Origin of the sequence: Pseudomonas sp. TWR3-1-1 (genome assembly GCF_049896545.1) — a bacterium.
Lineage (GTDB): Bacteria > Pseudomonadota > Gammaproteobacteria > Pseudomonadales > Pseudomonadaceae > Aquipseudomonas > Aquipseudomonas weihenstephanensis.
The window spans coordinates 242926-267626 of sequence record NZ_JAFCUO010000006.1; the positions used below are offsets into that span (position 1 = coordinate 242926).

Sequence of the window (24701 nt, forward strand, 5' to 3'; positions counted from 1 at the left end):
TCCATCAGAAAATACACAGTAGGACACAATGGAAGACACCGACCTGCATGAACTGATGGCTAGACTCGAACTCCTGATTGGCCGGGTCGAGCAACTTAAAAGTCAAAACGGACTCTTACTAGCTCAAGAAAAGACTTGGCGCGAGGAACGCGCGCACCTCATTGAAAAAAACGAAATCGCCCGACACAAGGTCGAATCGATGATTTCGCGCCTCAAAGCCCTGGAGCAAGACTCATGAGTTCAAGCAATAGCGTCACTGTGCACATCCTCGATAAAGAGTATTCGATCATGTGCCCCCAGGAAGAGCGCACCAACCTGGTGAGCGCGGCCCGTTATCTGGACGGCAAGATGCGTGAAATTCGCAGCAGCGGCAAAGTGATTGGTGCCGATCGTATCGCCGTGATGGCCGCCCTCAATATCACCCACGATCTGCTGCACAAGCAGGAGATCGCCGAAGTTCAGACCAGCAGCTCCACCCGTGAACAGGTGCGCGACCTGCTTGAGCGGGTCGATCTGGTGCTTGCCACTGATCCGAACGAACGTCAGAGCTGATTCAAAAGGTTTCTTTGGGGTATACTCGCGCCACTCCCTGGAGTATTCGCCAGTTAGCGATGTCCCTGAGCCGATTCGCACTACCCTGGAGCTTGCACGTTGGACCGGTGTGCATGTCCGCTCGACGGAAAGCCTTAAGGTCTACTGCAACTTCCACCTTGAACTTTCGGGTTCAAGGGCCAAGCCGACAGCGGTACGTCGGGGAGCCTGATTTCTTAGCGCAATGCCAGCTTTGTGCTGGCATTGGCTTTAACGAGTTGACCGTCCGGTGACTCGACCTTGAACAGCACGCCACCATGACCGAACCTGCGCCGCCTACCCGCCCGCAACTTCGAAGACTGTTGCGCAATGCCCGCCGCGAACTTTCGCCCTGCGCGCAACGCCTGGCAGCCCGTGGCCTGTATCGACAACTGGCACAGCATCCGCTGTTTCGCCGCGCCAAACACATCGCACTCTACCTGCCCACTGACGGTGAAATCGATCCGCGCTTGTTGCTGCGCGAAGCACAGCGCCGGGGCAAGGCCGTGTACCTGCCCGTGCTCAGTGCCTGGCCGAAGACCAAAATGGTGTTCCAGCGCATCGCACCCGACGAAACATTGATCCCCAACCGTTTTCGCATCCTCGAACCGCGTATTCACCGCGCACGGCAACGCAAGGTCTGGGCGCTCGACCTGGTGTTGTTGCCATTGGTGGGGTTTGATGCAACAGGCGGACGGCTGGGCATGGGCGGCGGCTTTTATGACCGCAGCCTGGCGTATCTGGCGCGGCGCCAATGCTGGCGCAAGCCAACGTTGCTGGGCCTGGCCCACGAATGCCAAAAGGTCGATGGCCTGACGCAAGCCAGTTGGGATGTGCCGCTACAAGGCACCGTCTCGGACAAACAGTGGTACGTCGCCCACATACCGCCAGGGCATCACGACCGGCGCGATGCCTGAACACTGTTTAACACACGAAAATTTAGCGCTTAAAAGGTGGGACTTGCTGTTGAGCCAGTTCAATCGGCGCATCGGTCGAGTTGGACCAAAGACTTTGCGCATACCCCGTTGTAACCACGCCCAAACCGAACAAAAAAGCCAATACCCACAGTACATCCGGTTTGCGTTTCATCGATTGCCCCCCTTCAGGCAAATCAACACGATGACAGCAACGGTTTTTGTTATAGGCCGTGCAGCAGCGTCAAGCTTAAAATCCCGGCATTCTGCGACAACCTGTTAAGACACGCAAACGATGACGTCAACCGGCTGTCGGTTTAACAAAATGTTTCAAGAAAAACTTTCACACCGTGTTTCAGGAGAAGAAAAATGGCCTATTGGCTGATGAAGTCCGAGCCTGACGAGTTCTCTATCAAAGATTTACAGCGCATGGGCGAAGCGCGCTGGGACGGCGTACGCAACTATCAGGCGCGCAACTTCATGCGGTCGATGGCGGTGGGCGATCTGTTCTTTTTCTATCACTCCAGTTGCCCCCAACCGGGTATTGCCGGCATCGGGCGCATCATTGAAGCGGCTTATCCTGACCCCACGGCACTCGACCCACAAAGCCATTACTTCGACCCCAAGGCCAGCGCCGAGAAAAACCCGTGGAGCGCATTGCAGGTAGCGCACGAGCAAACTTTTGCCAGGGTGATCAAACTCGACTACCTGAAGCAACAAACCGCACTGGCTGAAATGCCGCTGGTACAAAAAGGCAGCCGTCTTTCCGTGATGCCCGTAACCGATGAGCAGTGGGCGGTGGTGATGGGGTTGTTGTAATACCCCAACGTGTGGCCGCTGCCGATGGCTGCGAAAATGACGGGCCGCGGGCCCCTTCGCAGCCTTGGGCTGCGAGCACAGGATTTACCGGGCAACATCCGATATAAGCGTCTACGCTTTGCCCTTCCTTTGACTGGCATCAAACCGCCACGGCAGTGAGACCGTCAAACTAGAGCGCTCTGTGACACAGGATGTCGGCATGTCGAAGAATCACCGTATTTCCCATTATTTCGTTATTCCTTTGGCAATCCTGCTGGTAGCAGCGGGCGGGTTCGGTTACTGGAAATCCCAGCATGACCGCCTCCCTGAAGGCATCAGCATGGGCAACGGCCGACTCGAGTCCACAGAAGTACAAATTGCCGCCAAGATCCCGGGGCGCCTCGCCGATGTACTCGTGGACGAAGGCGACCGTGTGACCAAAGGCCAACTGCTGGCCCGCATGGACACCCGCACCCTTGAAGCATCACGCAACCAGGCCGAAGCCGAAGTGTTGCGCGCCCGCCAAACCCTGGCGGCCAATGAAGCCAACGTGCAGTTGCGCCAAAGCGAAAAACGGCTCGCCAGCCAAGAACTCAAACGCTTCCGCCAACTGGCTCAGCGCGGATTTGCCAGCGGCCAACTGCTGGATCAGCAACAAGCGCGCTTTGACACCAGCAACGCCGCCGTGGTCGCCGCGCAAGCCCAAGTCGCTGCAGCCAGGGCCGCCATCCACGCCAGCGAAGCGCAAGTGGCGCAATTCACCAGCGAAATAGATGACAGCAGCCTGCGCGCGCCCATCGACGGCGTGATTCAACTGCGCCTTGCCGAGCCCGGCGAAGTGCTGGGCGCAGGCGGACGCGTATTTATGATGATCGACCCCAGCGACCAGTACATGAACCTGTACCTGCCCGCCTCGGTGGTCGGCAAACTAACGGTCGGCGCCCAGGCGCGGATCGTGCTCGATGCCCTGCCCGATCAGGCATTGCCTGCCAAAATCAGCTTCGTCGCGGCCAAGTCACAGTTCACCCCCAAAGAGGTCGAAACCCGCGACGAGCGTCAAAAACTGGTGTTCCGCGTCAAATTGCGCCTCACCGACCCCAGCGCCGTGCCGCAAGCCAAACCGGGCATGCCGGGCGCCGGGTATGTGCGAACCGCCGACGTGGACTGGCCGGCTAATCTGCAATGAGCGACCTGGCGCTGAACGCCAGTGGCATCAGCCACCGGTATGGCAAGCAGCAGGCACTGCGCGATATCACGTTCAGCCTGCCCAAAGGCACGCGTTGCGGGCTGATTGGTCCGGATGGCGCAGGCAAATCCAGCTTGCTGGGCCTGATTGCAGGGGTCAAAAAACTGCAACACGGCGCCCTTGAGGTGCTCGGCGGCCCCATTGACGACCGCCACCACCGCAACACGCTCTACCCGCTGATTGCCTTTATGCCCCAGGGCTTGGGCGGCAACCTGTACCCGGAGTTGTCGATCAGCGAAAACATCCGTTTTTTCGGCACCCTGTTCGGCCTGTCCAAAGACGACTGCGAACAGCGCATGGCCAACCTGCTCAAGGCCACTGACCTCGAACGTTTTGCCGAACGCCCGGCCGGTAAGCTGTCAGGCGGGATGAAGCAAAAACTGGGGTTGTGCTGCGCGCTGATTCACGAACCCGACTTGCTGATCCTCGACGAACCCACCACGGGCGTCGACCCGCTGTCACGCCGACGTTTTTGGGAGTTGGTCGACGATGTTCGCAGCCAGCGCCCTCAACTGACCTTGCTGGTAGCCACCGCCTACATGGAGGAGGCCGAGCAGTTCGAGCACTGCTTGATGCTCGATCGCGGCACATTGATTGCGTCCGGGCTGACCCCCGCATTGGCAGGGGTTACCGCCACTGGCAAACTCGACGCTGCGTTCACGCACTATCAGGGCGACACGGGCCACAGCAATGAACCGCTGGTCATTGCGCCGCGCACTCACGACAACAATGACATCGCCATTGAAGCCCATGACCTGACCCTCAAATTTGGCGATTTCACGGCCGTAAACAAGGTCAGCTTTGCCATCGGCCGGGGGGAGATTTTCGGTTTTCTCGGCTCCAACGGCTGTGGCAAAACCACCACCATGAAAGTCCTGACCGGGCTGATGCCCGCCACCGAAGGCAGCGCCAAGTTGCTCGGTAACCCGGTGGACGCCAAAGATTTAGCCACCCGCAAACGCGTGGGTTTCATGTCGCAAAGCTTCTCGCTGTACGGCGAGTTGAGCGTGCGCCAAAACCTGGTGCTGCACGCACAGTTATTCGACTTGCCCAAGGCAGACAGCCGCGCGCGCATCGAGGAACTGATCACACGTTTCGACCTTGCAGAAATTGCCGATCAGCAGTCCGGCGAATTACCACTGGGCCTGCGCCAGCGTTTATCGCTGGCGGTCGCGGTGCTGCATCGCCCCGAGGTGTTGATTCTTGATGAGCCGACTTCCGGCGTCGACCCGGCAGCGCGTGATGATTTCTGGCGGTTGCTGATTGAACTGTCGCGGGATCAGGGCGTAACGATTTTTTTGTCCACCCACTTCATGAACGAAGCCCAGCGCTGCGACCGCATTTCGTTGATGCACGCCGGCAAAGTGTTGGCGTGCGACACCCCCGATGCTCTGCAACAACAGTTCAAGGGCGAGACGCTGGAAGCCGCGTTCGTCACCTGCCTGGAGCAGGCCCAAAACGAACAGGGCGCCAGCGCGCAGCCCACCGCCGAGTCAGCCCAAAGCCCGGCCGTTAACGCGCCACCACCGCCGAGCAAAAGCGGGTTCAGCCTGTCGCGCTTGATTGCCGTGGCCAGCCGCGAGTCCAAAGAGCTGTTGCGCGACAAAGTGCGCATGGCCTTCGCCTTGTTGGGCGCGGTGTTCATGATGGTGATCTTCGGATACGGCATTTCGCTGGACGTGGAAAACCTCGCGTTCGCCGTGTATGACCAGGACCAAAGCCCGCGAAGCCGCGCTTACCTCGAAGCCTTCCGCAGTTCACGCTACTTCGAAGAGCATGCGCCGATCCAGAGCACTGACGAACTGCATAAACGCCTGCAACGCTCGGAGATAAAAATTGCGTTGGAAATCCCCCCCGGATTTGGCCGCGACCTGTACGCCGGACGCCAGCCCACGGTGGCTGCATGGCTGGATGGCGGCATGCCGTTTCGCGCTGAAACCAGCCGCAACTATGTCGAAGCCGTGCACACGGCCAACCTGGAGCAACTGGCCGCCCTCAGCAGCTTGAGGCAAAACAAACAGGCTGGCGCCACACTCGAAACCCGTTTTCGCTACAACCAGGATGTGGTCAGCGTCAACGCCATTGGCCCTGGCGTAATGGCGCTGATCCTGGCGTTTATTCCGGCCATGCTCACGGCGCTGGGCATCGTGCGCGAAAAAGAACTGGGTTCCATCACCAACTTTTACGCCACACCACTGACCCGGCTTGAGTTCTTGCTGGGTAAACAGGCGCCGTATCTGGCAGTGAGCCTGGTCAACCTGGCGTTGTTGGTGGCCATGAACCGCTGGCTGTTTGGTGTGCCCTTTAAAGGCAGCGGCTTGACGCTGGCGCTCGGCGGGCTGCTATACGTGCTGGCGACCACCAGCATGGGCTTGTTGATTTCTGCCTTCACCCGCACCCAAATCGCGGCCATTTTAGGCACGATGATCATCACCAGCCTGCCAACGATTCAGTTCTCGGGCCTGATTGTGCCGCGCTCCTCGCTGGACGGTTCGGCCGCACTGATGGGCATGCTGTTCCCGGCCGGGCATTTTCTGGACATCGCCGTCGGCACCTTCACCAAGGCTTTGGACGTGCGCCAACTGTGGCCGCAATGCCTGGCGCTGCTGGGGTTCTTCGCTGCCTTTACCGGTTTGAGTTTGATCATGCTCAAGAAGCAGGAGGTGTGATGCACAAGCTCTCGCATATCCTGCGCCTTGGCCTTAAAGAACTCACCAGCCTGCGGCACGACAGCGTGTTGCTGCTGTTTTTGCTCTATGCCTTCACCGTTGCGATTTACATGCCTGCGGCGGGTTCGATCATTGGCGTGCACAACGCCAGCGTCGCGATTGTCGATGAAGACCACAGCGCGCTGTCACGCAAACTCAGCGAATCATTGCTGCCACCCGAATTCAAACCCCCACAGGCTCTGCCCTACGATCAGCTGGATGCGTCGATGGACGGTGGCCAATACACCTTCGTGATCAACGTGCCCGCCAACTTTCAGGCTGACCTGTTAGCCGGGCGTGAGCCGGGTGTACAGGTCAACGTGGATGCAACGGCCATGAGCCAGGCGTTCATGGGCGCGGGGTATATCGGGCGGATCTTCCAGCGCGAATTGCTCAACTACACCGGGCAGGCCAACGCGGCCGCCAACACCCCGGCATTGATCAGCGCGCGGGCGCTGTTCAACCCCAACCTGGAGGGCGGCTGGTTTTTGGCAGTGATTCAGATCGTCAACAACATCACCATTCTGGCGATTGTGTTGACCGGTACGGCGCTGCTGCGCGAGCGCGAACACGGCACCCTCGACCACTTGCTGGTGCTGCCGCTCACGGCGCTGGAAATCATGCTGGCCAAGATCTGGAGCAACATGCTGGTGGTGGTGCTCTGCACCTGGGTGTCGCTGGAAGTGATCGTCAAATGGGCGCTGGGCGTACCGCTGGCGGGTTCGTTGGCTTTGTTTCTGGGCGTGACGGCGCTTTACCTGTTTGCCAGCACCGCGCTGGGGATATTTCTTGCGACACTGGCCCGTTCAACGCCCCAGTTCGGACTGTTGGCGATCCCGGTAATCATCCCCATGCTCTTGCTCTCGGGCGGCAGTACGCCGCTGGACAGCATGCCTGAGTGGCTGCAATGGGTGATGCAGTGTTCGCCGTCGACTCACTTTGTGAGCTTGAGCGCAGCGATTCTGTTTCGTGGTGCCGGCATCGAGGTAGTGTGGCCTGACGTGTTGGCACTGACGGCAATCGGGCTGTTGTTCTTCGCCATCGCGCTCAGCCGGTTTCGCAAAAGCCTGGCCTCATAACGCAACACCTGTAGGCACCGGGCCTGCTCACGGCCCGTTCAGTGCCTACAGAGCGTGCGCTTACTGAACAATCAAATTGTTGAACAGCAAGTCATCGATCTGCGGCTTGCCGGTTTCATCCGTCATCACCTGCTGGATCTGCTTCAGGGCCTCCTGACGCAGTTTTTCCTTATTCTCGACATTGCCCAGGGTTTCGCTGGTCTGCTGTGTGAACAAACCCACCAACTGATTGCGGATCAGCGCATCGTTGGCCTTGACCAGTTTGGCGGCTTCATCACCCGTCACGCGCAGGGCAATATCCGCCTTGTACACCTTGAGTTTCGGGCTGCCATCCAGGCCGTAATTACCCACAAATGGCGGGCTCAGGCTGATGTAGCTGACCTTGGTGTCACCCTCTTTGGCTTCTTCGGCGACTGCTGCCATCGGCAGGGACAGGGCCAGCATCAACATGATCCACGCTTTCACAATTCGCTCCTTTGTACGGTTTGCGGGCAAGCATACGGGGCTGCTCACGGGCCTATCCACTGTTATCGGCCAGTGTTTACAGAAAAGTAGGCCATTGAGACCAATGCGCGCACCCGTGTCAGGTCTGCGTACTGGGCACCAATAACGCCTGCACGCTCTGCGGCAATGCCTCCACAAACGGGCGACTGACTTTTTTCTGACAGGTGAGTGTGGTTTTGATCATGCCCTGTGAAAGATCAAACATCGCGTCCGAGAATTCTTGGGTAGAGAGCTTTTTCTCGACATACAAGTCGATCAACCGGTTCTGAGTGACCACAAACAAGGTGAGTTGATTGAGCGGTGCATTTATATTTCGCCGCCTGTGTTGGGCGATTTCATTATTGAGGTGAAGGCAGGTGGCACCGCCAAGGTCGAATGTGCGTATGTCCCCCACCGCTGCACGCCCTTCACCCAAACTAAACACCAGCCACGCGATCATCTCAACCTGCTTGGGGTTGTCACCCTCAAGCGGCCAGCTCGAAAACCGCCACTCACGAATGACATCAAGGGTGGCGCTCGAAAACGCCGGATGAGTGCTGTAAAGAATGTTCGGATCAACCACCGAACCCTGCGCGCTCACCCTAAAGTGCGCCCGGACTACGCCGCTCATACCCATGCGTTGCAACTCAATGGGGTATTGAGGCTTCACCTGGTAGATGAGCGATGGCACAAACGTATCCGCACCCGCGTTTAAGCACATGAGTAACCCGACCCACACCACTAAACACTTCATTGCCATGCCCCACATTTGCTGATGCGCCAGGTCCACGCAGAAGCGGTCAATAATAAAAATGTGTAGCCAATTCTTGCAGGTCATAGGCTCCGAACCTCTCGTGGGAGGCTTCCGATCAAACCGCTCGCACTGCGCTTATAAACATCAGAACAGCGGCTTAATCTGCCGGTTTCAGGGCATTTCCCACATTTGAAACCTGTATTGGGCAGCGGGTTGTTTTATACCTGTGCGACATGTTCATAAGTGAACATGCCATGTGAGTTGTTTCCTTTCGTTTCAGATGAGAAGACCTGTCATTTTCGGTAACGAAAATGTAACGTTCGGGCCCGCCGATATAACAAGAAATTTGGAGCTCTTGAATGTTTGCTTTTTTCCGACCTGCCGCACATCAGGCCCCGCTGCCTGCTGAAAAAATAGACAGCACTTATCGACGCCTGCGATGGCAGATTTTCGCCGGTATCTTTTTTGGTTACGCAGGCTATTACCTGCTGCGTAAAAACTTCTCGCTGGCCATGCCGTACTTGATCGACGAGGGCTACACCCGCGGTCAACTGGGCCTTGCCATGTCGGCGATTGCCATCGCTTACGGCCTGTCGAAGTTCCTCATGGGCCTGGTGTCCGACCGCTCCAACCCGAGGTTCTTTCTGCCCTTTGGTTTGCTGATTTCAGCGGCCGTCATGTTCATTTTCGGTTTCGCACCTTGGGCCACGTCCAGCGTCACCATGATGTTCATCCTGCTGTTCATCAACGGCTGGGCGCAGGGCATGGGCTGGCCGCCCAGTGGCCGCACGATGGTGCACTGGTGGTCGCAGAAAGAACGCGGCGGTGTGGTCTCGGTGTGGAACGTGGCGCACAACGTGGGCGGCGGTCTGATTGGCCCGCTGTTCTTGCTGGGTATGGCCTGGTTTAACGACTGGCACGCAGCGTTTTACGTACCGGCCACCGTGGCGCTGCTGGTGGCGCTGTTTGCCTTTGTGACCATGCGCGACACCCCGCAGTCAGTCGGCTTGCCGCCGATTGAGCAATACAAGAACGATTACCCGGTCGGTTACGACGCAAGCCACGAAGACGAATTCAGCGCCAAAGAGATTTTCGTCAAATACGTGCTGCGCAACAAAATGCTGTGGTACATCGCCCTGGCCAACGTGTTCGTTTATCTGCTGCGCTACGGCGTGCTCGACTGGGCGCCGACGTACCTGAAAGAAGCCAAGCATTTCACCGTGGATACTACGTCGTGGGCGTACTTCTTCTATGAGTGGGCGGGTATCCCAGGCACGCTGCTGTGCGGCTGGATGTCGGACAAGATCTTCCGTGGTAATCGCGGCCTGACCGGCATTGTGTTCATGGCGCTGGTGACCGTTGCGACGCTGGTGTACTGGCTCAACCCGCCGGGCAACCCCACCGTGGACATGATCGCGCTGTTCTCCATTGGCTTCCTGATCTACGGGCCGGTGATGCTGATCGGTTTGCAGGCACTGGAACTGGCCCCCAAAAAGGCCGCCGGTACGGCAGCAGGCTTCACCGGGCTGTTCGGTTACCTGGGCGGTTCGGTAGCGGCCAGCGCAGCCATGGGCTATCTGGTTGACCACTTCGGCTGGGATGGTGGCTTCGTGCTACTCATCAGCGCTTGCCTGTTGGCCATTGCGTTCATGATTCCCACCCTGCGCCACAAAAAAGAAGCCAGCGAAGAGCGTCATGCTTAACGCTTGATCGTTGTGCAGCGCTTGAGCCGCGCCTCCAGGTTTCGATCTGGCATGGCGTGGCTACGCAGGGCGCTTACGGTTTGCTCGACGTAATCGCGGGTGCTGCCGTAACGCCCGCTGGCGTTGGCCAGTACCTGGTCCAACACGTCATCTGGCAGGTTGCCCGCATAGCTGGGCAAATGCCGCTCCAATACAAAACCCAACGCCTGAACCTGGCTGCCATCCTCAAGACGGCAGGTGAGCCAATGTGGCCGATAGGACGGCACCGGCATTTCGCGCAACCACAGCGCATAAAGTGCCGAGTCGAGGTTTTCTTCCGCCAGCCGATAGGCAAAGCCGCTGCACGAACCACCGCGATCCAGCCCAAAGACCAAGCCAGGCCACTGCGGCGTGCCGCGATGTTCGTGGGACCACAAATACAGCCCGCGATGGTAGCCGTGCACACGGCCACGCACGCGTTCGACCGCTGCACATTCGGGTCGCCAGATCAGTGAGCCATAAGCAAACAGCCACACCGGGCCACCTTTATGGCGCGCCATAGTGCCATGCAAAGAACGCAGCAATTGTTCGGGGGTCAACGGCGCCCCGAGGTCAAGTCGCGGGGGATAAGCAGGGGTCAGACAGGCAGGTTCGATAACAGTCATAACAAATGAGGATGGGCCTTACGCGCCAGCATGAGTTAAACAACATCGCGTGCCGAATCTTATAGCACTAAAAATGAAATGACTCGCGCCGCCAGATATATGGCCTGTCAGCGCTGTCAACCAACGCTACGCTCAGGTGTGTCTGTGTTGGTCTGTTCGGGTCAGGTTCAGGTTCCCCGCCACCAATGTCTCTATAGTGGCTCGCCACAGGCGCACGCCTAACTGCCAACAGAGGTCCACGCATGAAGAAATCAGGAATCTGTGGCTTGTTGATGTTGCTCAACGCCAGCGCCGCGATGGCGCAAGATGACACGCAAGAGAAAGACAAAGACTTTTGGTACGTACAAACCAGCGTCTACACCAAGCACTTTTCGCCCGACCCCGAGCACAATAACAACCAGGATCTGATCGGCCTTGAGTACCACGACCGCTCTGGATGGCTGGTGGGCGGGGCAACATTTCGCAACTCGTTTCGCCAGCGTTCGTACTACGCCTACGCCGGTAAACGCTTCGACAGCGACACGTACCCGGTGTATTTCAAGCTGACAGGCGGGTTGCTGGAAGGCTATCACGGCGAGTATCAAGACAAGATCCCGCTCAACCGCTTTGGGGTGGCGCCGGTCATTATTCCCTCAGTGGGCGCTCACTACGGGCCGGTCGCTGCCGAGTTGGTGTTGCTGGGGTTCAATGCGGCGATGATCACCACCGGATTGCGTTTTTAACGTCGGGCGCGCGTGATTTTGGCGGGCCAACAACGCCTAGCCGCTGCCGCAGACGGCGTCCGATTGCGAAGCAATCGTGAACACTGTCTGCGAGCAGGGCCCTTGCGCAGGCTGCGTCATTGATCACAGCCTCGCATTACTCCTCAGTTGCAACCTGTCTAGTGCGTTGAATCAGGGCCGCGGGCAGTACGCGAATACATCGGCGCGCATTTGGTGAGCGTCCATCCCTGCATTCACCAAAGCATCGAGGGTGCCGTAAACCATCGCAGGCGAACCGCTGGCGTAAACATACACGCTGCTCAGGTCGCTGATGTCTTCGCACACTGCTTCGTGCAACAACCCACAGCGCCCTTCCCAACCACATAAGTCACTCACGACTTTGTGCACGTACAGGTTGGGGATTTTTTGCCACGCGTCCCATTCTTCCAAGGTGTAGAAGTCTTCTGGACGACGCACACCCCAGTACAAGTGAACGGGGTACGGGAAACCTTTCTTACGGCAATGCTCGATCAAGCTGTGCATCTGCGCCATGCCTGTACCGGCAGCAATCAGCACCAGCGGGCCGTCCGGTAATTGGGACAAATGCGTATCACCAAACGGCAGTTCAACGCGGATCATGCCATTGCGTTGCAATTGTTCGATCAGGCTACGGGCGCTGTCTTCGCGTACCAACACATGCAGCTCAAGGTCACGCCCGCTGTGCGGCGCACTGGCCAGCGAGAACGCGGACTTTTCACCGTTCTCGCGCTCCAGCATCACGTACTGGCCTGCGTAATAACGCGGCGCTTTGCCAGCCGGTGCGCGCAGGCGCACCCGCCACACATCGCCGCCCATTTCTACGCACTCAACCAACTGGCACGACACGGTTTTCACCGGCAACTCCCCTAACGCAAGCACACCGTCCCACAACACGATGCAGTCTTCCTGCGGCTGCGCCAGGCAGGTGTAAATCTCACCACGGTCACGCGTCTCGCCCGCCTGCTGCACGCTGCCTTCAACCAGCAAGGCGGCACACACATGGCAATTACCGTTGCGACAGCTTTGCGGGCATTCATAGCCCAAACGCTGCGCCGCATTCAAAATCGGCTCGCCAGGCAAGGTGTCCAACACCGCGCCTGATGGCTGCAAGGTTACTCGCATCAATCTATTCCTAATTGATTCCAGATGTCATCGACCCGGCGTGTCACCGCCTCGTCCTTGACGATGACTCGGCCCCATTCACGCGTGGTTTCACCCGGCCATTTATTCGTCGCATCCAGCCCCATCTTCGAGCCAAGACCCGATACCGGCGAGGCGAAATCAAGGTAGTCGATTGGCGTGTTTTCGATCATGACCGTGTCACGTTTGGGGTCCATGCGCGTCGTGATCGCCCAGATCACGTCATTCCAGTCACGCGCATTGATGTCGTCATCGGTCACGATCACGAACTTGGTGTACATGAACTGACGCAAAAATGACCACACGCCGAGCATGACCCGCTTGGCGTGGCCCGGATACGACTTTTTCATGGTCACAATGGCCATGCGGTACGAGCAGCCTTCAGGCGGCAGGTAAAAGTCGGTGATTTCCGGAAACTGCTTTTGCAGGATCGGCACAAACACTTCGTTGAGTGCCACACCCAGAATCGCGGGCTCATCCGGTGGACGGCCGGTGTACGTGCTGTGGTAAATCGGTTTGACCCGGTGGGTGATACGTTCAACGGTGAACACCGGAAAGCTGTCCACTTCGTTGTAGTAACCGGTGTGATCGCCGTAAGGGCCTTCAGGGGCCATCTCGCCGGGGTGAATCACGCCTTCAAGGATGATTTCCGCAGTGGCGGGCACTTGCAGGTCATTGCCGCGGCATTTCACCAGCTCGGTGCGATTGCCCCGCAGCAACCCGGCGAACGCGTATTCGGACAGGCTGTCCGGCACGGGCGTCACTGCACCGAGAATAGTTGCAGGGTCTGCCCCCAGGGCCACCGATACCGGGAACGGCTGGCCGGGGTGTTTTTCACACCACTCGCGGTAATCCAGTGCGCCACCCCGGTGACTCAACCAACGCATGATGACTTTGTTGCGGCCAATCACTTGCTGACGATAAATACCGAGGTTCTGGCGGTCCTTGTTCGGTCCCTTGGTGACGGTCAGGCCCCACGTAATCAACGGCGCCACGTCGCCCGGCCAGCAGTGCTGTACGGGCAACATGGCCAAGTCGACATCATCGCCTTCGATCACAACTTCCTGGCACACCGCGTCTTTGACAACTTTCGGGGCCATGGAAATGATCTTGCGGAAGATCGGCAGTTTGGACCACGCATCTTTCAGACCCTTAGGCGGCTCAGGTTCTTTAAGAAACGCCAGCAGCTTGCCGATTTCGCGCAATTCACTGACCGATTCCGCCCCCATGCCCATCGCCACGCGCTCAGGCGTACCGAACAGGTTGCCAAGCACCGGGATCGTGTGGCCGGTCGGGTTCTCGAACAACAGCGCCGGGCCTTTGGCACGCAGCGTGCGGTCGCAGATTTCGGTCATCTCCAGCACTGGAGAGACGGGAATCTGGATGCGTTTCAACTCTCCGCGCTGCTCTAGCTGCTGCACGAAATCCCGAAGATCCTTGAATTTCATTGACGTTGGCACCCTCAAAATAGGCGTACATCCTACCTGCAATGCCGCCCGCTGGCAGCTTATCGCTGCTTAGCGGGCGCTATTGGCTTCACGCGGGCCAGGCGTGTTTGGCTCGATCACGGCCTCAAACAGCGCAGCCACCACAGGCAGCATTAACTTGGCACCCACTTCAGACAAGTGATTGTCGTCGGTGTACAACGAGTCACCGTCCCGCTCGGCCCGACATAGACCGGTGGCATCGCACAGCTGTGGTGCAGGGTCCAGCACCTTGACGCCGGGGTCGCTGGCAGCAATTTGAGCGAACAACCGGTTAATAAAGGCCGTGTGTTTGAGGTGATCGGCCAGTGGGAAACCGGTGCCCTCTGTGGGCTTGTTCAGCATCGCTAAACGGCTCAGGCGATAAGGCGGATTGAACGGCTGCAACGGCGCCTCTTTCATCAGCCACACACGATGACCGCCCTGACGCAGCTGTTCAATGCGTGTGCGCAAGCCTTGCGCCAGTTGCTGCTGGGCCACCTCACGGTCGTAATGGCCATCCGCTGCTTTCAGCGCATGACCCCGATCACCTTTGGCATCGCCATAAAGATAAAGGCTCCAGCGTGCCACCAACATCACGTCGCTCACCGGTTCGGTGTTCAATGTGCGCACCACACGACGGTTGTAGGCCGCACATCGAGCGCCGTGCTCCAGCCCTTCAAGGGGCAGACAACCCGCCGAGCTGGCCAACATCACATTGACCCCGTAGCGCTCGGCACTGTCTTGCAACGCAGGGATCAGCGCCGTGGCGTGGCTGTCGCCCCACACCAGTAACTGCGCAGGGGCATCGGGCGTGCCGTATCGGCAAAACGGCGTGTCTGCAGGGCTTTTGTCATCCGTGATGCAGGCCATCAATTCGGGCCGCCAGTGGCTGGCGTTGGCGTAGTGCAACGCCTGCTCTGACAAACGCTGCGGCAAACCATCACTCCAGCGCAGCGCTTGCCCAGCCAAACCCAATACCAGGATGCCCACACCCGCGGCCGCCAGAATCTGCCGCCGCCCGGCTAACAGTCGACGCTCACGAAAGGGCGTTTCGACAAAGCGCCAGGACAAATAGCCCAGGATCAACGTCAGCGCGATGAGAGCGCTGGTCAAGCCCGCGCCAAATTCACCCACGCTGGCATAGCTGCCAAACACAAAGACCGGCCAGTGCCACAAGTACCACGAGTAAGAAATCAGCCCGAGACCGACCATTACCCGCGTGCTCAACAAACGCCCCGCCCAGGTGGTGTGATGTTCATTGGCCCAGATCAGTACCACCACCCCCAGTACCGGCAGCAATGCCGCAGCACCGGGGAACGGTGTGCTTTTGTCGTAACCAAAGACCGCCATCAGGATAAGCCCCAGCCCCAAGAGGCTGAAGCCTTGCGCCGCCGCAGGTGTCAGGCGTTTTTGGGTGGCGGGGGCAATGGCCAGCATCCCGCCAGCCAGCAACTCCCACGCCCGCATCGGCAACAGAAAAAACGCCTTTTGCGGGTGTTGGGCAACGGCCCAGACGCTCAAGCCAAACGAAATCAGCAGCAGGCCGAACAACGCCAGTCGCCAGTGCTTAAAGCGAGCCGACAGCACCGTCAGTACCAGGGGGAAGACGATGTAGAACTGTTCTTCAACGGCCAGTGACCAGGTGTGCAGCAACGGTTTCAGGTCGCTGGCCGCGTCGAAATAACCGTCCTGGCGCATGAACAGCAGGTTGGACACGAACAACACCTGGTAGCGCACGGAACGGCCCAGTTCTTCGTAGTCCTTGGGTGCCATCAAAAACCAGCCAGCCACAAGCACTGCCGCCAGCAGTACAAACAAGGCGGGCAGGATACGTCGCGCTCGGCGAGCCCAAAAATCCACGAAACTAAAACGCCCCGCTTCACGCTGGCGCCAGATGATCGAGGTAATCAGATATCCGGAAATGACGAAGAACACATCAACGCCGACGAACCCGCCGGTGAAACCGGGCACCCCGAAGTGAAAAAGCACCACCGCTATCACGGCAATTGCGCGCAGGCCATCAATGTCCCTGCGATAAACAAGTGAACTCATCACGCTCAACACCCGCCAGTACAGTGCTGTTATTGACCGGCGCTCAGCGCAAACCTTCCTTTTTTTTATCCAAAAAAAATGGCGCCCTTGCGGGGCGCCATTTTTTGATCGAGAAACCGTGTTACTTGCGTTTCATCGACAGGAAGAACTCATCGTTGGTCTTGGTCTGTTTCAGCTTGTCGATCAAGAACTCGATCGCTGCGACTTCATCCATCGGGTGCAACAGCTTGCGCAGGATCCACATGCGTTGCAGCTCGTCATCCGCGGTCAGCAACTCTTCACGGCGGGTGCCGGAGCGGTTGATGTTGATCGCAGGGAAGACGCGCTTTTCAGCGATTTTGCGGTCCAGAGGCAGTTCCATGTTGCCGGTGCCTTTGAACTCTTCGTAGATCACTTCATCCATCTTCGAGCCGGTTTCAACCAGCGCGGTAGCGATGATGGTCAGCGAGCCGCCTTCTTCGATGTTTCGCGCCGCACCGAAGAAACGCTTTGGCTTCTCAAGGGCGTGGGCATCAACACCACCGGTCAACACCTTGCCGGAGCTTGGGATCACGGTGTTGTAGGCGCGGGCCAGACGGGTGATGGAGTCAAGCAGGATCACCACGTCCTTTTTGTGTTCGACCAGGCGCTTGGCCTTCTCGATCACCATTTCGGCCACTTGTACGTGACGGGTTGGCGGCTCGTCGAAGGTCGACGCAACCACTTCGCCGCGCACCGTGCGCTGCATTTCGGTCACTTCTTCAGGACGCTCGTCGATCAACAGAACGATCAAGTGAACTTCAGGGTTGTTACGCGAAATGTTCGACGCGATGTTCTGCAACATCAGGGTCTTGCCCGCTTTTGGCGGAGCAACGATCAGACCACGCTGACCTTTACCGATGGGCGCGCAGAGGTCAATCACACGACCGGTCAGGTCTTCAGTGGAACCGTTACCGATTTCCATCTTCATGCGTACGGTCGGGAACAGCGGGGTCAAGTTCTCAAAAAGAATCTTGTTTTTCGCGTTCTCGGGACGATCGTAGTTGATCGTGTCGACTTTCAGCAGTGCGAAGTAACGCTCGCCTTCTTTTGGCGGGCGGATTTTACCGACGATGGTGTCGCCGGTGCGCAAGTTGAAGCGACGAATCTGGCTAGGCGAGACGTAAATATCGTCCGGGCCGGCAAGATACGAGGCGTCAGCGGAGCGCAGGAAGCCGAAGCCGTCCTGGAGGATCTCCAGCACGCCATCACCGGAGATTTCCTCGCCGCTTTTCGCGTGCTTTTTCAGCAGGGAGAAAATCACGTCCTGCTTGCGCGAACGGGCCATATTTTCTATGCCCATTTGTTCGGCCAATTCGAGCAGTTCGGTAATCGGCTTTTGCTTGAGTTCAGTCAGGTTCATATAGGAATGACGTAATCATTTATGGAGGGGGGAAATTAAGCTTTTGGCTTAATGAGGCCGCGCCGCAGAGAAGGCGACAGGATCGCGTACTAATTCGATAAGGAGTGCGTCGGCGACGGCTTGCAGGGGGCAGTGGAGAAACCAGTGCGGGGCCGAATGTAACACTTGCTTTTCATAGCGTCTAGTCCTTGAGCCATGAAAAAGCCCCGCATTTTGCGGGGCTTTTATCGACACTTAAATGTTAGCGTCGAGGAATGCAGCCAATTGCGACTTCGACAGCGCACCGACCTTGGTGGCTTCGACATTGCCGTTCTTGAACAGCATCAGCGTCGGAATACCACGTACGCCATGCTTGGCCGGGGTTTCCTGGTTTTCATCGATGTTCAGTTTGGCAACAGTCAGCTTGCCTTTGTAAGTCTCGGCGATCTCGTCCAGAACTGGCGCGATCATTTTGCAAGGGCCACACCATTCAGCCCAGTAGTCGACCAGTACAGCGCCTTCAGCCTTGAGAACATCGGCCTCAAAGCTAGCGTCGGTGACGTGTTTAATAAGATCGCTGCTCATGGAAGTCTCCGTGGTTGTAAGCAAAAACGTAGCACATCATAGCCGTCATCAACGCGTTCAGGAAGCTGAGGCTTAATTGAGTCTGACTATAAAGAAGCATGAGTCAGAGTATGGCTGATGAATTTAAACATCGCGTCCATGGGTTAACGCCTTTAATGATATGAAGCCAGACGTTACGAAAAATTGCTTGAGCCACATCAAGCCTTCTGACATCACGCGTTGGCGCGAGCGTTTGATCGTGGCACGATGGCGAAGTTATCGACCGAGACCCCTCAACCATGCCCCAATCCCAAGCCAAGAATCCGTCCCTGATCGCCGCCATTGATCTGGGTTCTAACAGCTTTCACATGGTGGTGGCCAAGGCTCAGAACGGTGAAATCCGTATCCTGGAGCGTCTTGGTGAAAAGGTGCAGTTAGCAGCCGGCATCGACGAAGATCGCAAACTCAACGAAGAATCCATGCAGCGCGGGCTCGATTGCCTGAAACGTTTTGCCCAACTGATCAACGGTATGCCTTTGGGCGCCGTGCGAATTGTGGGCACCAACGCCCTGCGTGAAGCACGTAACCGCAATGAGTTCATCGTGCGCGCCGAAGAAATCCTCGGCCACACGGTAGAAGTCATTTCCGGACGTGAAGAAGCACGCCTCATTTACCTGGGCGTGTCCCACACCCTCGCTGACACGCCGGGCAAGCGCCTGGTGGCAGACATTGGCGGTGGCAGTACCGAATTCATCATCGGCCAGCGCTTTGAACCGTTGCTGCGCGAAAGCCTGCAAATGGGCTGCGTCAGTTACACCCAGCGCTATTTTCGCGATGGCAAGATCACCCCGGCGCGTTATGCACAGGCGTACACCGCTGCGCGCCTTGAGATCATGAGCATCGAGCACGCCTTGCACCGCTTGGGCTGGGACGAAGCCATCGGCTCGTCAGGCACCATCCGCGCCATTGGCCTGGCCCTCAAGGCGGGCGGTCATGGCAACGGCGAGGTCAATGCCGAAGGTCTGGCGTGGCTCAAGCGCAAACTGTTCAAGCTGGGCGAGGTCGAAAAAATCGACTTTGAAGGCATCAAGCCTGATCGGCGCACCATCTTCCCGGCCGGGCTGGCCATCCTGGAAGCGATCTTCGATTCTCTGGAACTGCAACGCATGGATCACTGCGACGGCGCGTTGCGTGAAGGGGTGCTGTACGACCTGCTGGGCCGCCATCATCACGAAGACGTGCGCGAGCGCACCCTGAGTTCGTTGATGGACCGCTATCACGTTGACCGCGAGCAAGCGGCACGGGTTGAGCGCAAAGCCTTACGCGCCTTCGACCAAGTGGCCAAGGCGTGGGATTTGAAAGACGGCGTGTGGCGTGAATTATTGAGCTGGGCGGCCAAGGTGCACGAAGTCGGCCTCGACATCGCGCACTATCATTTCCACAAACACGGCGCCTACCTGATTGAGCACTCCGACCTTGCCGGCTTCTCCCGTGAAGACCAGCAAATGCTCGCGCTATTGGTACGCGGCCACCGCCGTAATATTCCCAAAGACAAGTTCGCAGACTTTGGTGAAGACGGCATCAAGCTGATTCGCCTGTGCGTGTTGTTGCGCTTTGCGATTTTGTACCACCACATCCGTGGCGACCAGCAAGCCTCGCAGGTAAAACTGCGGGCCGATGGCGATCACCTTGAAGTGATCTTCCCCGAAGGCTGGCTTGAGCAGAACCCGCTGACCCAGGCCGACTTTGAGCAAGAAGCCCAATGGCTGACACGGGTTGGGATTGTACTGACGGTGTCCTGAATTGAGCCTGCGTAGCCGCTGGCGCAGCGGCTACGACACCGGGCGGTTACTTACACCGATGGGCCGGTGTTGACGGTCAATACCGGCAGGCTCAAACGCTCAAGCAAAGTGGCCTGGGCGCTGCGCGGATTTTGGTTGCCGGTTGGCGTGTTGCGAATGTAACGCCCGTCCGACTGCAAGCTCCAGCTGTGGGTGTTGTCGGTCAGGTAGCACTCCAACTCTTTCTTGACCCGCAAAATCAGCTTTTTGCCTTCAATCGGGAAGCACGTCTCGACGCGCTTATCCAGGTTGCGCTCCATCCAGTCGGCACTCGACAGGAACATCTGCTCTTCCCCGCCGTTGAGGAAGTAGAACACCCGGGTGTGCTCCAAAAAGCGGCCGATGATCGAGCGTACGTGAATGTTGTGCGACACCCCCGCAATCCCCGGACGCAGGCAGCACATGCCGCGCACGATCAAATCGATCCGCACGCCGGACTGGCTGGCCTTGTACAACGCACGAATGATTTTAGGGTCGGTCAATGAGTTGAACTTGGCGATGATGTGCGCAGGTTTGCCCTCCAGCGCGAATTGCGTTTCGCGGGCGATCATATCGAGCATGCCCTTCTTCAGCGTGAACGGCGCGTGCAGCAGCTTCTTCATGCGCAGCGTCTTGCCCATGCCGATCAACTGGCTGAACAACTTGCCGACGTCTTCGCACAGCGCATCATCGGAGGTCAGCAAGCTGTAGTCGGTGTACAACCGCGCGTTACCCGCGTGGTAGTTACCCGTGCCCAAATGCGCGTAACGCACGATCTCGCCTGCCTCGCGACGCAGAATCAGCATCATCTTGGCGTGAGTCTTAAAGCCCACCACCCCGTAAATCACCACCGCACCGGCCGCTTGCAGACGGCTGGCCAGTTGCAGGTTGGACTCTTCGTCAAAGCGGGCGCGCAACTCAACGACTGCGGTCACTTCCTTGCCGTTACGCGCAGCGTCCACCAGCGCGTCAACGATTTCGGAGTTGGCGCCGCTGCGGTACAGCGTCTGGCGCACGGCCAGCACATGCGGGTCTTTGGCGGCCTGACGCAGCAAATCAACCACCGGGGTAAACGACTCAAACGGGTGCAGCAGCAAGATGTCCTGTTTGCTGACCACACTGAAAATATTTTCGCTGTTCTGCAACAACTTCGGAATCGCCGGGGTAAACGGTGTGTATTGCAGCTCGGGATGGCTGTCCAGGCCCGTGATGCTAAACAGCCGCGTGAGGTTCACCGGGCCGTTAACCGTGTACAGCTCGGTTTCGTGCAGATTGAACTGCTTGAGCAGGTAATCCGACAGATGTTTAGGGCAGGTATCAGCCACTTCCAGACGCACCGCGTCACCATAACGACGCGAGAACAATTCGCCGCGCAGTGCACGGGCCAGGTCTTCTACATCTTCAGTATCGACCGCCAGATCGGCGTTTCGGGTCAGACGGAACTGGTAGCAACCCTTGACCTTCATGCCCTGAAACAAGTCATCGGCATGCGCATGGATCATCGACGACAGGAACACATAGTTATCGCCCGGCCCACCGACATCTTCCGGCACTTTGATTACACGCGGCAGCAAACGCGGGGCGGGGATGATTGCCAGGCCAGAATCACGGCCGAATGCATCAATGCCTTCGAGCTCAACAATGAAGTTGAGGCTCTTGTTCACCAGCAACGGGAATGGGTGCGTAGGATCAAGGCCAATCGGGGTGATGATCGGTGCGATCTCATCGCGGAAGAATTTACGCACCCAGGCTTTGATCTTGGTGTTCCAGTGACGCCGACGAATGAAGCGCACCTGATGCTTTTCAAGCTCAGGCAACAGGATGTCGTTGAGTATCGCGTATTGGCGATCGACATGGCCATGCACCAGTTCACTGATGCGCGCCAACGCCTGATGCGGCTGCAAACCGTCGGCACCGGCCTGTTCACGGGCAAAGGTAATTTGCTTCTTCAGACCCGCGACGCGAATTTCGAAGAATTCGTCGAGGTTGCTGGAGAAGATCAGCAGAAATTTCAGGCGTTCAAGTAACGGGTAGGACTCATCCAGCGCCTGTTCCAGCACGCGAATGTTGAACTGCAATTGCGACAACTCACGATGGATATACAGGCTGCTGTCATCCAGGCCCGGAATGGCAATCGCCGGATGCGCCGCGGCATGCGGCTCGGCCGCTGCGGGCGCGTGCACCTCGGGCGTGGGCGGGGTTTCAGAGACCTGCTCAACCATCGGTTGAGGCTCAGTGGCAACGAGTTCTGTCTGTCCTTCGGTATTCATTGAAAGTTCCTGATAAGAGCGGGTTTGACTCTCGTAACAGTTAAGCGGCGCGGCCAGTCAAGTTGACAGCCAGAATGCCACCAACGCCTGCGGGATTAAACCGCTCAAAGGCGCTTTATGCGGGCTGAGGCCTACTTAGAGGGTGATTTCGTGAAATTGTTCTGAGGCCAGTACCGCGTCGCCGCGACCATTGGGTAACGGACTGTGTAGACGGTTCGACTTTAGTCGGCCAAGCCGTGCGCAGCGCCGTGTTGATCAGCGCCTGAAAAATCCCGTTTGCCCCAGACCTGAACGCGCGCGACCTTTATACCGGCGCCTCATGAACAGCAGATGACAGCGCTCATGACGTAAGTCAAAACCATATGCATTGTAGGATTTGTTCACGGCAAGACACATTTCGATACTTTCATACACGCGCTTGAAGGCGTAGGCTGCGCGTTCATTTCGCCAGCACCCAGACAATGCTCCAACAATTTCTTCAAGAATTCGGCTACTTCGCCCTGTTTCTAGGGACGTTCTTTGAAGGTGAGACCATTCTGGTTCTCGCAGGCTTCTTGGCGTTCCGCGGATACATGGACCTCAAACTGGTGATGATCGTGGCGTTCCTCGGCAGTTATGCCGGCGATCAGCTGTGGTACTTCCTGGGGCGCAAGCATGGCCGCAAACTGTTGGCGCGCAAGCCGCGCTGGCAACTCATGGGCGACAAGGCACTGGAGCACATTCGCAAGCACCCCGACATCTGGGTCTTGAGCTTTCGCTTCGTCTACGGCCTGCGCACCGTCATGCCTGTCGCGATTGGTTTGTCCGGCTACCCGCCGGGCCGCTACTTGCTGCTCAACGGCATTGGCGCGGCCATCTGGGCCATCGCGCTGGCGACTGCCGCCTACCACTTTGGCGCGGTGCTTGAAGGCCTGCTCGGCAGCGTCAAAAAGTATGAGTTATGGGTATTGGGTGCATTGCTGGTGCTGGGCGTCTGCCTGTGGATCCGTCGGCGCTTCAAAAATGCGCGCCAAGCCAAACAAATCGCCCTTGAAGAAGCCAAACAAAAGGCAGGCGAGGCTAACACTCCGCCAGCGGAGTAACCCTGGCTCTGCACGCGTACAGGCCCATCACGCTCAAGGCGCTGTAACTGAACAGGCCGACCCAGCCCCACGCGCTGGCCGGCCACAGCCCCGCCCACGGGGCCAGCCACACCAGCGGCACGTTCAGCGCCAGGCGCACCCCCTCAAGACGCAATGCCCAGGGCCGATTCTCAAGCCCGGCCCCCAACACAAACAGACCTAGCGCCATGTAACCCCAGCCCAACAGCAATGCCTGGGGCGCTAAATGCTCGCCCAGATTGAGCAGATAACTGCCCAACCCCACATACACCGCAAATTGCAGGGCGATATACACCTGCTGCGGTAGCGGCAGCGCCACCTCAAACTTTTTGAATTGACTCAAATCGGGCTTGTTCACCGGGTGCTTGCCCGCCACATCCGCCGGGCGCCAGCCGGTGGGCATAAACCAGATGCGCACTTTGTCCCACCAGCGCTCAGTGCGCCGCGCATCAGCCAACAGTTGGGCATAAAACTGCCAATTGGCCCACAGCGGGTTCCAGCTCGACAGCGGCGTGGTCACGCCGAAAATGACCGGTTCGGCGTCATCTTCTTCCTGGAAGGTGCCAAACAGGCGATCCCAAAAAATGAACACCCCGCCGTAATTGCGATCCATGTAGAGAGCATTCTGCGCATGGTGAGCCCGGTGATTGGACGGCGAAACAAAGCACCACTCGAACCAGCCCAACTTGGGCACGTGACGGGTGTGTACCCAGAATTGATAAAGCAAATTGAGCGTCGCCACGGTGACGAACACCAGCAACGGTACGCCAAGCACGGCCATCGGCAGGTAAAACACCCAGCCGAATATAAAACCGGTGCTGGTCTGACGCAGAGCGGTGGACAAGTTGTAGTCCTCGCTTTGGTGATGCACCGAGTGCGCCGCCCACAGCACATTGCGCTCATGCCCAAGGCGGTGGTGCCAGTAGTAGCAAAAGTCATACAGCACGAACGCAAACAGCCACACCCAGCCACTGTCTTCGGGCAGCCTGATCAAGGCCAGATGGTCGAGCGCCAGGGCATAGGTCACCAGACCCACGCCTTTGGTCAGCAAACCGGTGGTGGTCGACAGCACGCCGGTGCTCAGGCTGCTGATGGTGTCGGCCAGCCGATAAGTGCGCATGCCGCGCCAGCGGTCGGCCAGCAGTTCGATCGCGATCAGCACAAAGAAAAACGGCACTGCATACAAAATCAGCTTCATGGCGCACCCCGACCAATGTTCCTACAAGCGTAGGCCGGGTTTGCATGAACACCCTATGGCATCAAGTGCCAAATCAGGCGACATTAGCGCCA

At 58.0% G+C, this 24701-nt stretch carries 22 protein-coding genes and 1 other RNA gene; 12 read left to right on the top strand and 11 right to left on the bottom strand.

Annotated features, from left to right (window positions below):
• Positions 1–28: 28 nt before the first annotated feature.
• The 4 genes from ACP7A4_RS15390 (at position 29) to ACP7A4_RS15405 (ending at position 1487) form a co-directional block, all read left to right on the top strand.
• On the top strand, positions 29–238 hold the full coding sequence (locus ACP7A4_RS15390; RefSeq protein ID WP_059762254.1) for a TIGR02449 family protein: 210 nt from the start codon (positions 29–31) through the stop codon (positions 236–238).
• Entirely contained in the window at positions 235–552 is a 318-nt protein-coding gene (locus tag ACP7A4_RS15395) for a cell division protein ZapA (protein ID WP_059762253.1), read from the top strand. The genes ACP7A4_RS15390 and ACP7A4_RS15395 overlap by 4 nt, the downstream gene beginning before the upstream one ends.
• A gap of 31 nt (positions 553–583) precedes the next feature.
• Positions 584–761: non-coding RNA, 6S RNA (ssrS, locus tag ACP7A4_RS15400), on the top strand.
• Positions 762–848: 87 nt separating this feature from the next.
• Positions 849–1487 carry a 5-formyltetrahydrofolate cyclo-ligase gene (locus ACP7A4_RS15405; RefSeq protein ID WP_059762252.1) on the top strand — a complete coding sequence of 213 codons (639 nt, stop codon included), beginning with the start codon at positions 849–851 and terminating at the stop codon, positions 1485–1487.
• Positions 1488–1509: 22 nt separating this feature from the next.
• On the opposite strand, the gene ACP7A4_RS15410 is transcribed toward ACP7A4_RS15405, so the two are convergent.
• Positions 1510–1659 carry a hypothetical protein gene (locus ACP7A4_RS15410; RefSeq protein ID WP_087148757.1) on the bottom strand — a complete coding sequence of 50 codons (150 nt, stop codon included), beginning with the start codon at positions 1657–1659 and terminating at the stop codon, positions 1510–1512.
• 194 nt (positions 1660–1853) lie between these two features.
• On the opposite strand from ACP7A4_RS15410, the gene ACP7A4_RS15415 reads away from it, so the two are divergent.
• The 4 genes from ACP7A4_RS15415 (at position 1854) to ACP7A4_RS15430 (ending at position 7315) form a co-directional block, all read left to right on the top strand.
• Positions 1854–2303 carry an EVE domain-containing protein gene (locus tag ACP7A4_RS15415; protein WP_059762251.1) on the top strand — a complete coding sequence of 150 codons (450 nt, stop codon included), beginning with the start codon at positions 1854–1856 and terminating at the stop codon, positions 2301–2303.
• 199 nt (positions 2304–2502) lie between these two features.
• On the top strand, positions 2503–3468 hold the full coding sequence (locus ACP7A4_RS15420) for an HlyD family secretion protein (protein WP_059762250.1): 966 nt from the start codon (positions 2503–2505) through the stop codon (positions 3466–3468).
• On the top strand, positions 3465–6197 hold the full coding sequence (gene rbbA, locus ACP7A4_RS15425) for a ribosome-associated ATPase/putative transporter RbbA (protein WP_426247718.1): 2733 nt from the start codon (positions 3465–3467) through the stop codon (positions 6195–6197). The genes ACP7A4_RS15420 and rbbA overlap by 4 nt, the downstream gene beginning before the upstream one ends.
• Positions 6197–7315, top strand: coding sequence for an ABC transporter permease (locus tag ACP7A4_RS15430; protein ID WP_059762248.1), 1119 nt, complete (start codon positions 6197–6199; stop codon positions 7313–7315). Before rbbA ends, ACP7A4_RS15430 begins: the two co-directional genes overlap by 1 nt.
• A 60-nt stretch (positions 7316–7375) precedes the next feature.
• Here ACP7A4_RS15430 and ACP7A4_RS15435 read toward each other — a convergent pair whose 3' ends face one another.
• Positions 7376–7780: a flagellar basal body-associated protein FliL gene (locus tag ACP7A4_RS15435; RefSeq protein ID WP_048364697.1), complete on the bottom strand. Its 405-nt coding sequence runs from the start codon at positions 7778–7780 to the stop codon at positions 7376–7378.
• 118 nt (positions 7781–7898) lie between these two features.
• Positions 7899–8636 (bottom strand): TonB family protein, encoded by a 738-nt coding sequence (locus tag ACP7A4_RS15440; protein ID WP_426247719.1) that lies wholly within the window; start codon positions 8634–8636, stop codon positions 7899–7901.
• A 275-nt stretch (positions 8637–8911) separates the two neighbouring features.
• On the opposite strand from ACP7A4_RS15440, the gene glpT reads away from it, so the two are divergent.
• Positions 8912–10255 (top strand): glycerol-3-phosphate transporter, encoded by a 1344-nt coding sequence (gene glpT / locus ACP7A4_RS15445; protein ID WP_059762246.1) that lies wholly within the window; start codon positions 8912–8914, stop codon positions 10253–10255.
• Here the strand turns inward: glpT and ACP7A4_RS15450 are convergent.
• Positions 10252–10899, bottom strand: coding sequence for a gamma-glutamylcyclotransferase (locus ACP7A4_RS15450; RefSeq protein WP_203303168.1), 648 nt, complete (start codon positions 10897–10899; stop codon positions 10252–10254). The genes glpT and ACP7A4_RS15450 overlap by 4 nt on opposite strands.
• A gap of 272 nt (positions 10900–11171) precedes the next feature.
• On the opposite strand from ACP7A4_RS15450, the gene ACP7A4_RS15455 reads away from it, so the two are divergent.
• On the top strand, positions 11172–11621 hold the full coding sequence (locus tag ACP7A4_RS15455; protein ID WP_048364768.1) for a hypothetical protein: 450 nt from the start codon (positions 11172–11174) through the stop codon (positions 11619–11621).
• A gap of 171 nt (positions 11622–11792) precedes the next feature.
• Here ACP7A4_RS15455 and ACP7A4_RS15460 read toward each other — a convergent pair whose 3' ends face one another.
• The 5 genes from ACP7A4_RS15460 to trxA form a co-directional block, all read right to left on the bottom strand.
• Positions 11793–12761, bottom strand: a complete 969-nt coding sequence (locus ACP7A4_RS15460) for a CDP-6-deoxy-delta-3,4-glucoseen reductase (protein WP_059762244.1) — start codon at positions 12759–12761, stop codon at positions 11793–11795.
• Positions 12761–14227, bottom strand: coding sequence for a 4-hydroxy-3-polyprenylbenzoate decarboxylase (gene ubiD, locus ACP7A4_RS15465; protein WP_048364701.1), 1467 nt, complete (start codon positions 14225–14227; stop codon positions 12761–12763). The genes ACP7A4_RS15460 and ubiD overlap by 1 nt, the downstream gene beginning before the upstream one ends.
• 69 nt (positions 14228–14296) lie before the next feature.
• Positions 14297–16297 carry an acyltransferase family protein gene (locus tag ACP7A4_RS15470; RefSeq protein ID WP_426247720.1) on the bottom strand — a complete coding sequence of 667 codons (2001 nt, stop codon included), beginning with the start codon at positions 16295–16297 and terminating at the stop codon, positions 14297–14299.
• Positions 16298–16418: 121 nt separating this feature from the next.
• Positions 16419–17678 (bottom strand): transcription termination factor Rho, encoded by a 1260-nt coding sequence (rho, locus tag ACP7A4_RS15475; protein ID WP_047272818.1) that lies wholly within the window; start codon positions 17676–17678, stop codon positions 16419–16421.
• 234 nt (positions 17679–17912) lie between these two features.
• Positions 17913–18242, bottom strand: a complete 330-nt coding sequence (trxA, locus tag ACP7A4_RS15480) for a thioredoxin TrxA (RefSeq protein ID WP_016783018.1) — start codon at positions 18240–18242, stop codon at positions 17913–17915.
• Positions 18243–18520: 278 nt separating this feature from the next.
• Here trxA and ppx point away from each other — a divergent pair, with 278 nt between their 5' ends.
• Entirely contained in the window at positions 18521–20023 is a 1503-nt protein-coding gene (ppx, locus tag ACP7A4_RS15485; RefSeq protein ID WP_059762242.1) for an exopolyphosphatase, read from the top strand.
• 50 nt (positions 20024–20073) lie between these two features.
• Here the strand turns inward: ppx and ppk1 are convergent, their stop codons facing one another.
• The gene (gene ppk1, locus ACP7A4_RS15490) at positions 20074–22311 is read right to left on the bottom strand and encodes a polyphosphate kinase 1 (protein ID WP_059762241.1); all 2238 of its coding nucleotides are present in this window, start codon (positions 22309–22311) and stop codon (positions 20074–20076) included.
• A 461-nt stretch (positions 22312–22772) separates the two neighbouring features.
• Between ppk1 and ACP7A4_RS15495 the strand changes: the two genes are divergently transcribed.
• Positions 22773–23393 (top strand): DedA family protein, encoded by a 621-nt coding sequence (locus tag ACP7A4_RS15495; protein WP_059762240.1) that lies wholly within the window; start codon positions 22773–22775, stop codon positions 23391–23393.
• Here ACP7A4_RS15495 and ACP7A4_RS15500 read toward each other — a convergent pair.
• Positions 23371–24609 (bottom strand): sterol desaturase family protein, encoded by a 1239-nt coding sequence (locus tag ACP7A4_RS15500; protein ID WP_059762239.1) that lies wholly within the window; start codon positions 24607–24609, stop codon positions 23371–23373. The genes ACP7A4_RS15495 and ACP7A4_RS15500 overlap by 23 nt on opposite strands.
• Positions 24610–24701 lie beyond the last annotated feature (92 nt).

What these genes read in the sequence shown, in the direction of transcription:
- ACP7A4_RS15390 (WP_059762254.1), top strand. Translation starts at nt 29, where the DNA reads ATGGAAGACACCGACCTGCATGAACTGATGGCTAGACTCGAACTCCTG.
- ACP7A4_RS15395 (WP_059762253.1), top strand. Translation starts at nt 235, where the DNA reads ATGAGTTCAAGCAATAGCGTCACTGTGCACATCCTCGATAAAGAGTAT.
- ACP7A4_RS15405 (WP_059762252.1), top strand. Translation starts at nt 849, where the DNA reads ATGACCGAACCTGCGCCGCCTACCCGCCCGCAACTTCGAAGACTGTTG.
- ACP7A4_RS15410 (WP_087148757.1), bottom strand. Translation starts at nt 1,659, where the DNA reads ATGAAACGCAAACCGGATGTACTGTGGGTATTGGCTTTTTTGTTCGGT.
- ACP7A4_RS15415 (WP_059762251.1), top strand. Translation starts at nt 1,854, where the DNA reads ATGGCCTATTGGCTGATGAAGTCCGAGCCTGACGAGTTCTCTATCAAA.
- ACP7A4_RS15420 (WP_059762250.1), top strand. Translation starts at nt 2,503, where the DNA reads ATGTCGAAGAATCACCGTATTTCCCATTATTTCGTTATTCCTTTGGCA.
- rbbA (WP_426247718.1), top strand. Translation starts at nt 3,465, where the DNA reads ATGAGCGACCTGGCGCTGAACGCCAGTGGCATCAGCCACCGGTATGGC.
- ACP7A4_RS15430 (WP_059762248.1), top strand. Translation starts at nt 6,197, where the DNA reads ATGCACAAGCTCTCGCATATCCTGCGCCTTGGCCTTAAAGAACTCACC.
- ACP7A4_RS15440 (WP_426247719.1), bottom strand. Translation starts at nt 8,636, where the DNA reads ATGACCTGCAAGAATTGGCTACACATTTTTATTATTGACCGCTTCTGC.
- glpT (WP_059762246.1), top strand. Translation starts at nt 8,912, where the DNA reads ATGTTTGCTTTTTTCCGACCTGCCGCACATCAGGCCCCGCTGCCTGCT.
- ACP7A4_RS15450 (WP_203303168.1), bottom strand. Translation starts at nt 10,899, where the DNA reads ATGACTGTTATCGAACCTGCCTGTCTGACCCCTGCTTATCCCCCGCGA.
- ACP7A4_RS15455 (WP_048364768.1), top strand. Translation starts at nt 11,172, where the DNA reads ATGTTGCTCAACGCCAGCGCCGCGATGGCGCAAGATGACACGCAAGAG.
- ACP7A4_RS15460 (WP_059762244.1), bottom strand. Translation starts at nt 12,761, where the DNA reads ATGCGAGTAACCTTGCAGCCATCAGGCGCGGTGTTGGACACCTTGCCT.
- ubiD (WP_048364701.1), bottom strand. Translation starts at nt 14,227, where the DNA reads ATGAAATTCAAGGATCTTCGGGATTTCGTGCAGCAGCTAGAGCAGCGC.
- ACP7A4_RS15470 (WP_426247720.1), bottom strand. Translation starts at nt 16,297, where the DNA reads ATGAGTTCACTTGTTTATCGCAGGGACATTGATGGCCTGCGCGCAATT.
- rho (WP_047272818.1), bottom strand. Translation starts at nt 17,678, where the DNA reads ATGAACCTGACTGAACTCAAGCAAAAGCCGATTACCGAACTGCTCGAA.
- trxA (WP_016783018.1), bottom strand. Translation starts at nt 18,242, where the DNA reads ATGAGCAGCGATCTTATTAAACACGTCACCGACGCTAGCTTTGAGGCC.
- ppx (WP_059762242.1), top strand. Translation starts at nt 18,521, where the DNA reads ATGCCCCAATCCCAAGCCAAGAATCCGTCCCTGATCGCCGCCATTGAT.
- ppk1 (WP_059762241.1), bottom strand. Translation starts at nt 22,311, where the DNA reads ATGAATACCGAAGGACAGACAGAACTCGTTGCCACTGAGCCTCAACCG.
- ACP7A4_RS15495 (WP_059762240.1), top strand. Translation starts at nt 22,773, where the DNA reads ATGCTCCAACAATTTCTTCAAGAATTCGGCTACTTCGCCCTGTTTCTA.
- ACP7A4_RS15500 (WP_059762239.1), bottom strand. Translation starts at nt 24,609, where the DNA reads ATGAAGCTGATTTTGTATGCAGTGCCGTTTTTCTTTGTGCTGATCGCG.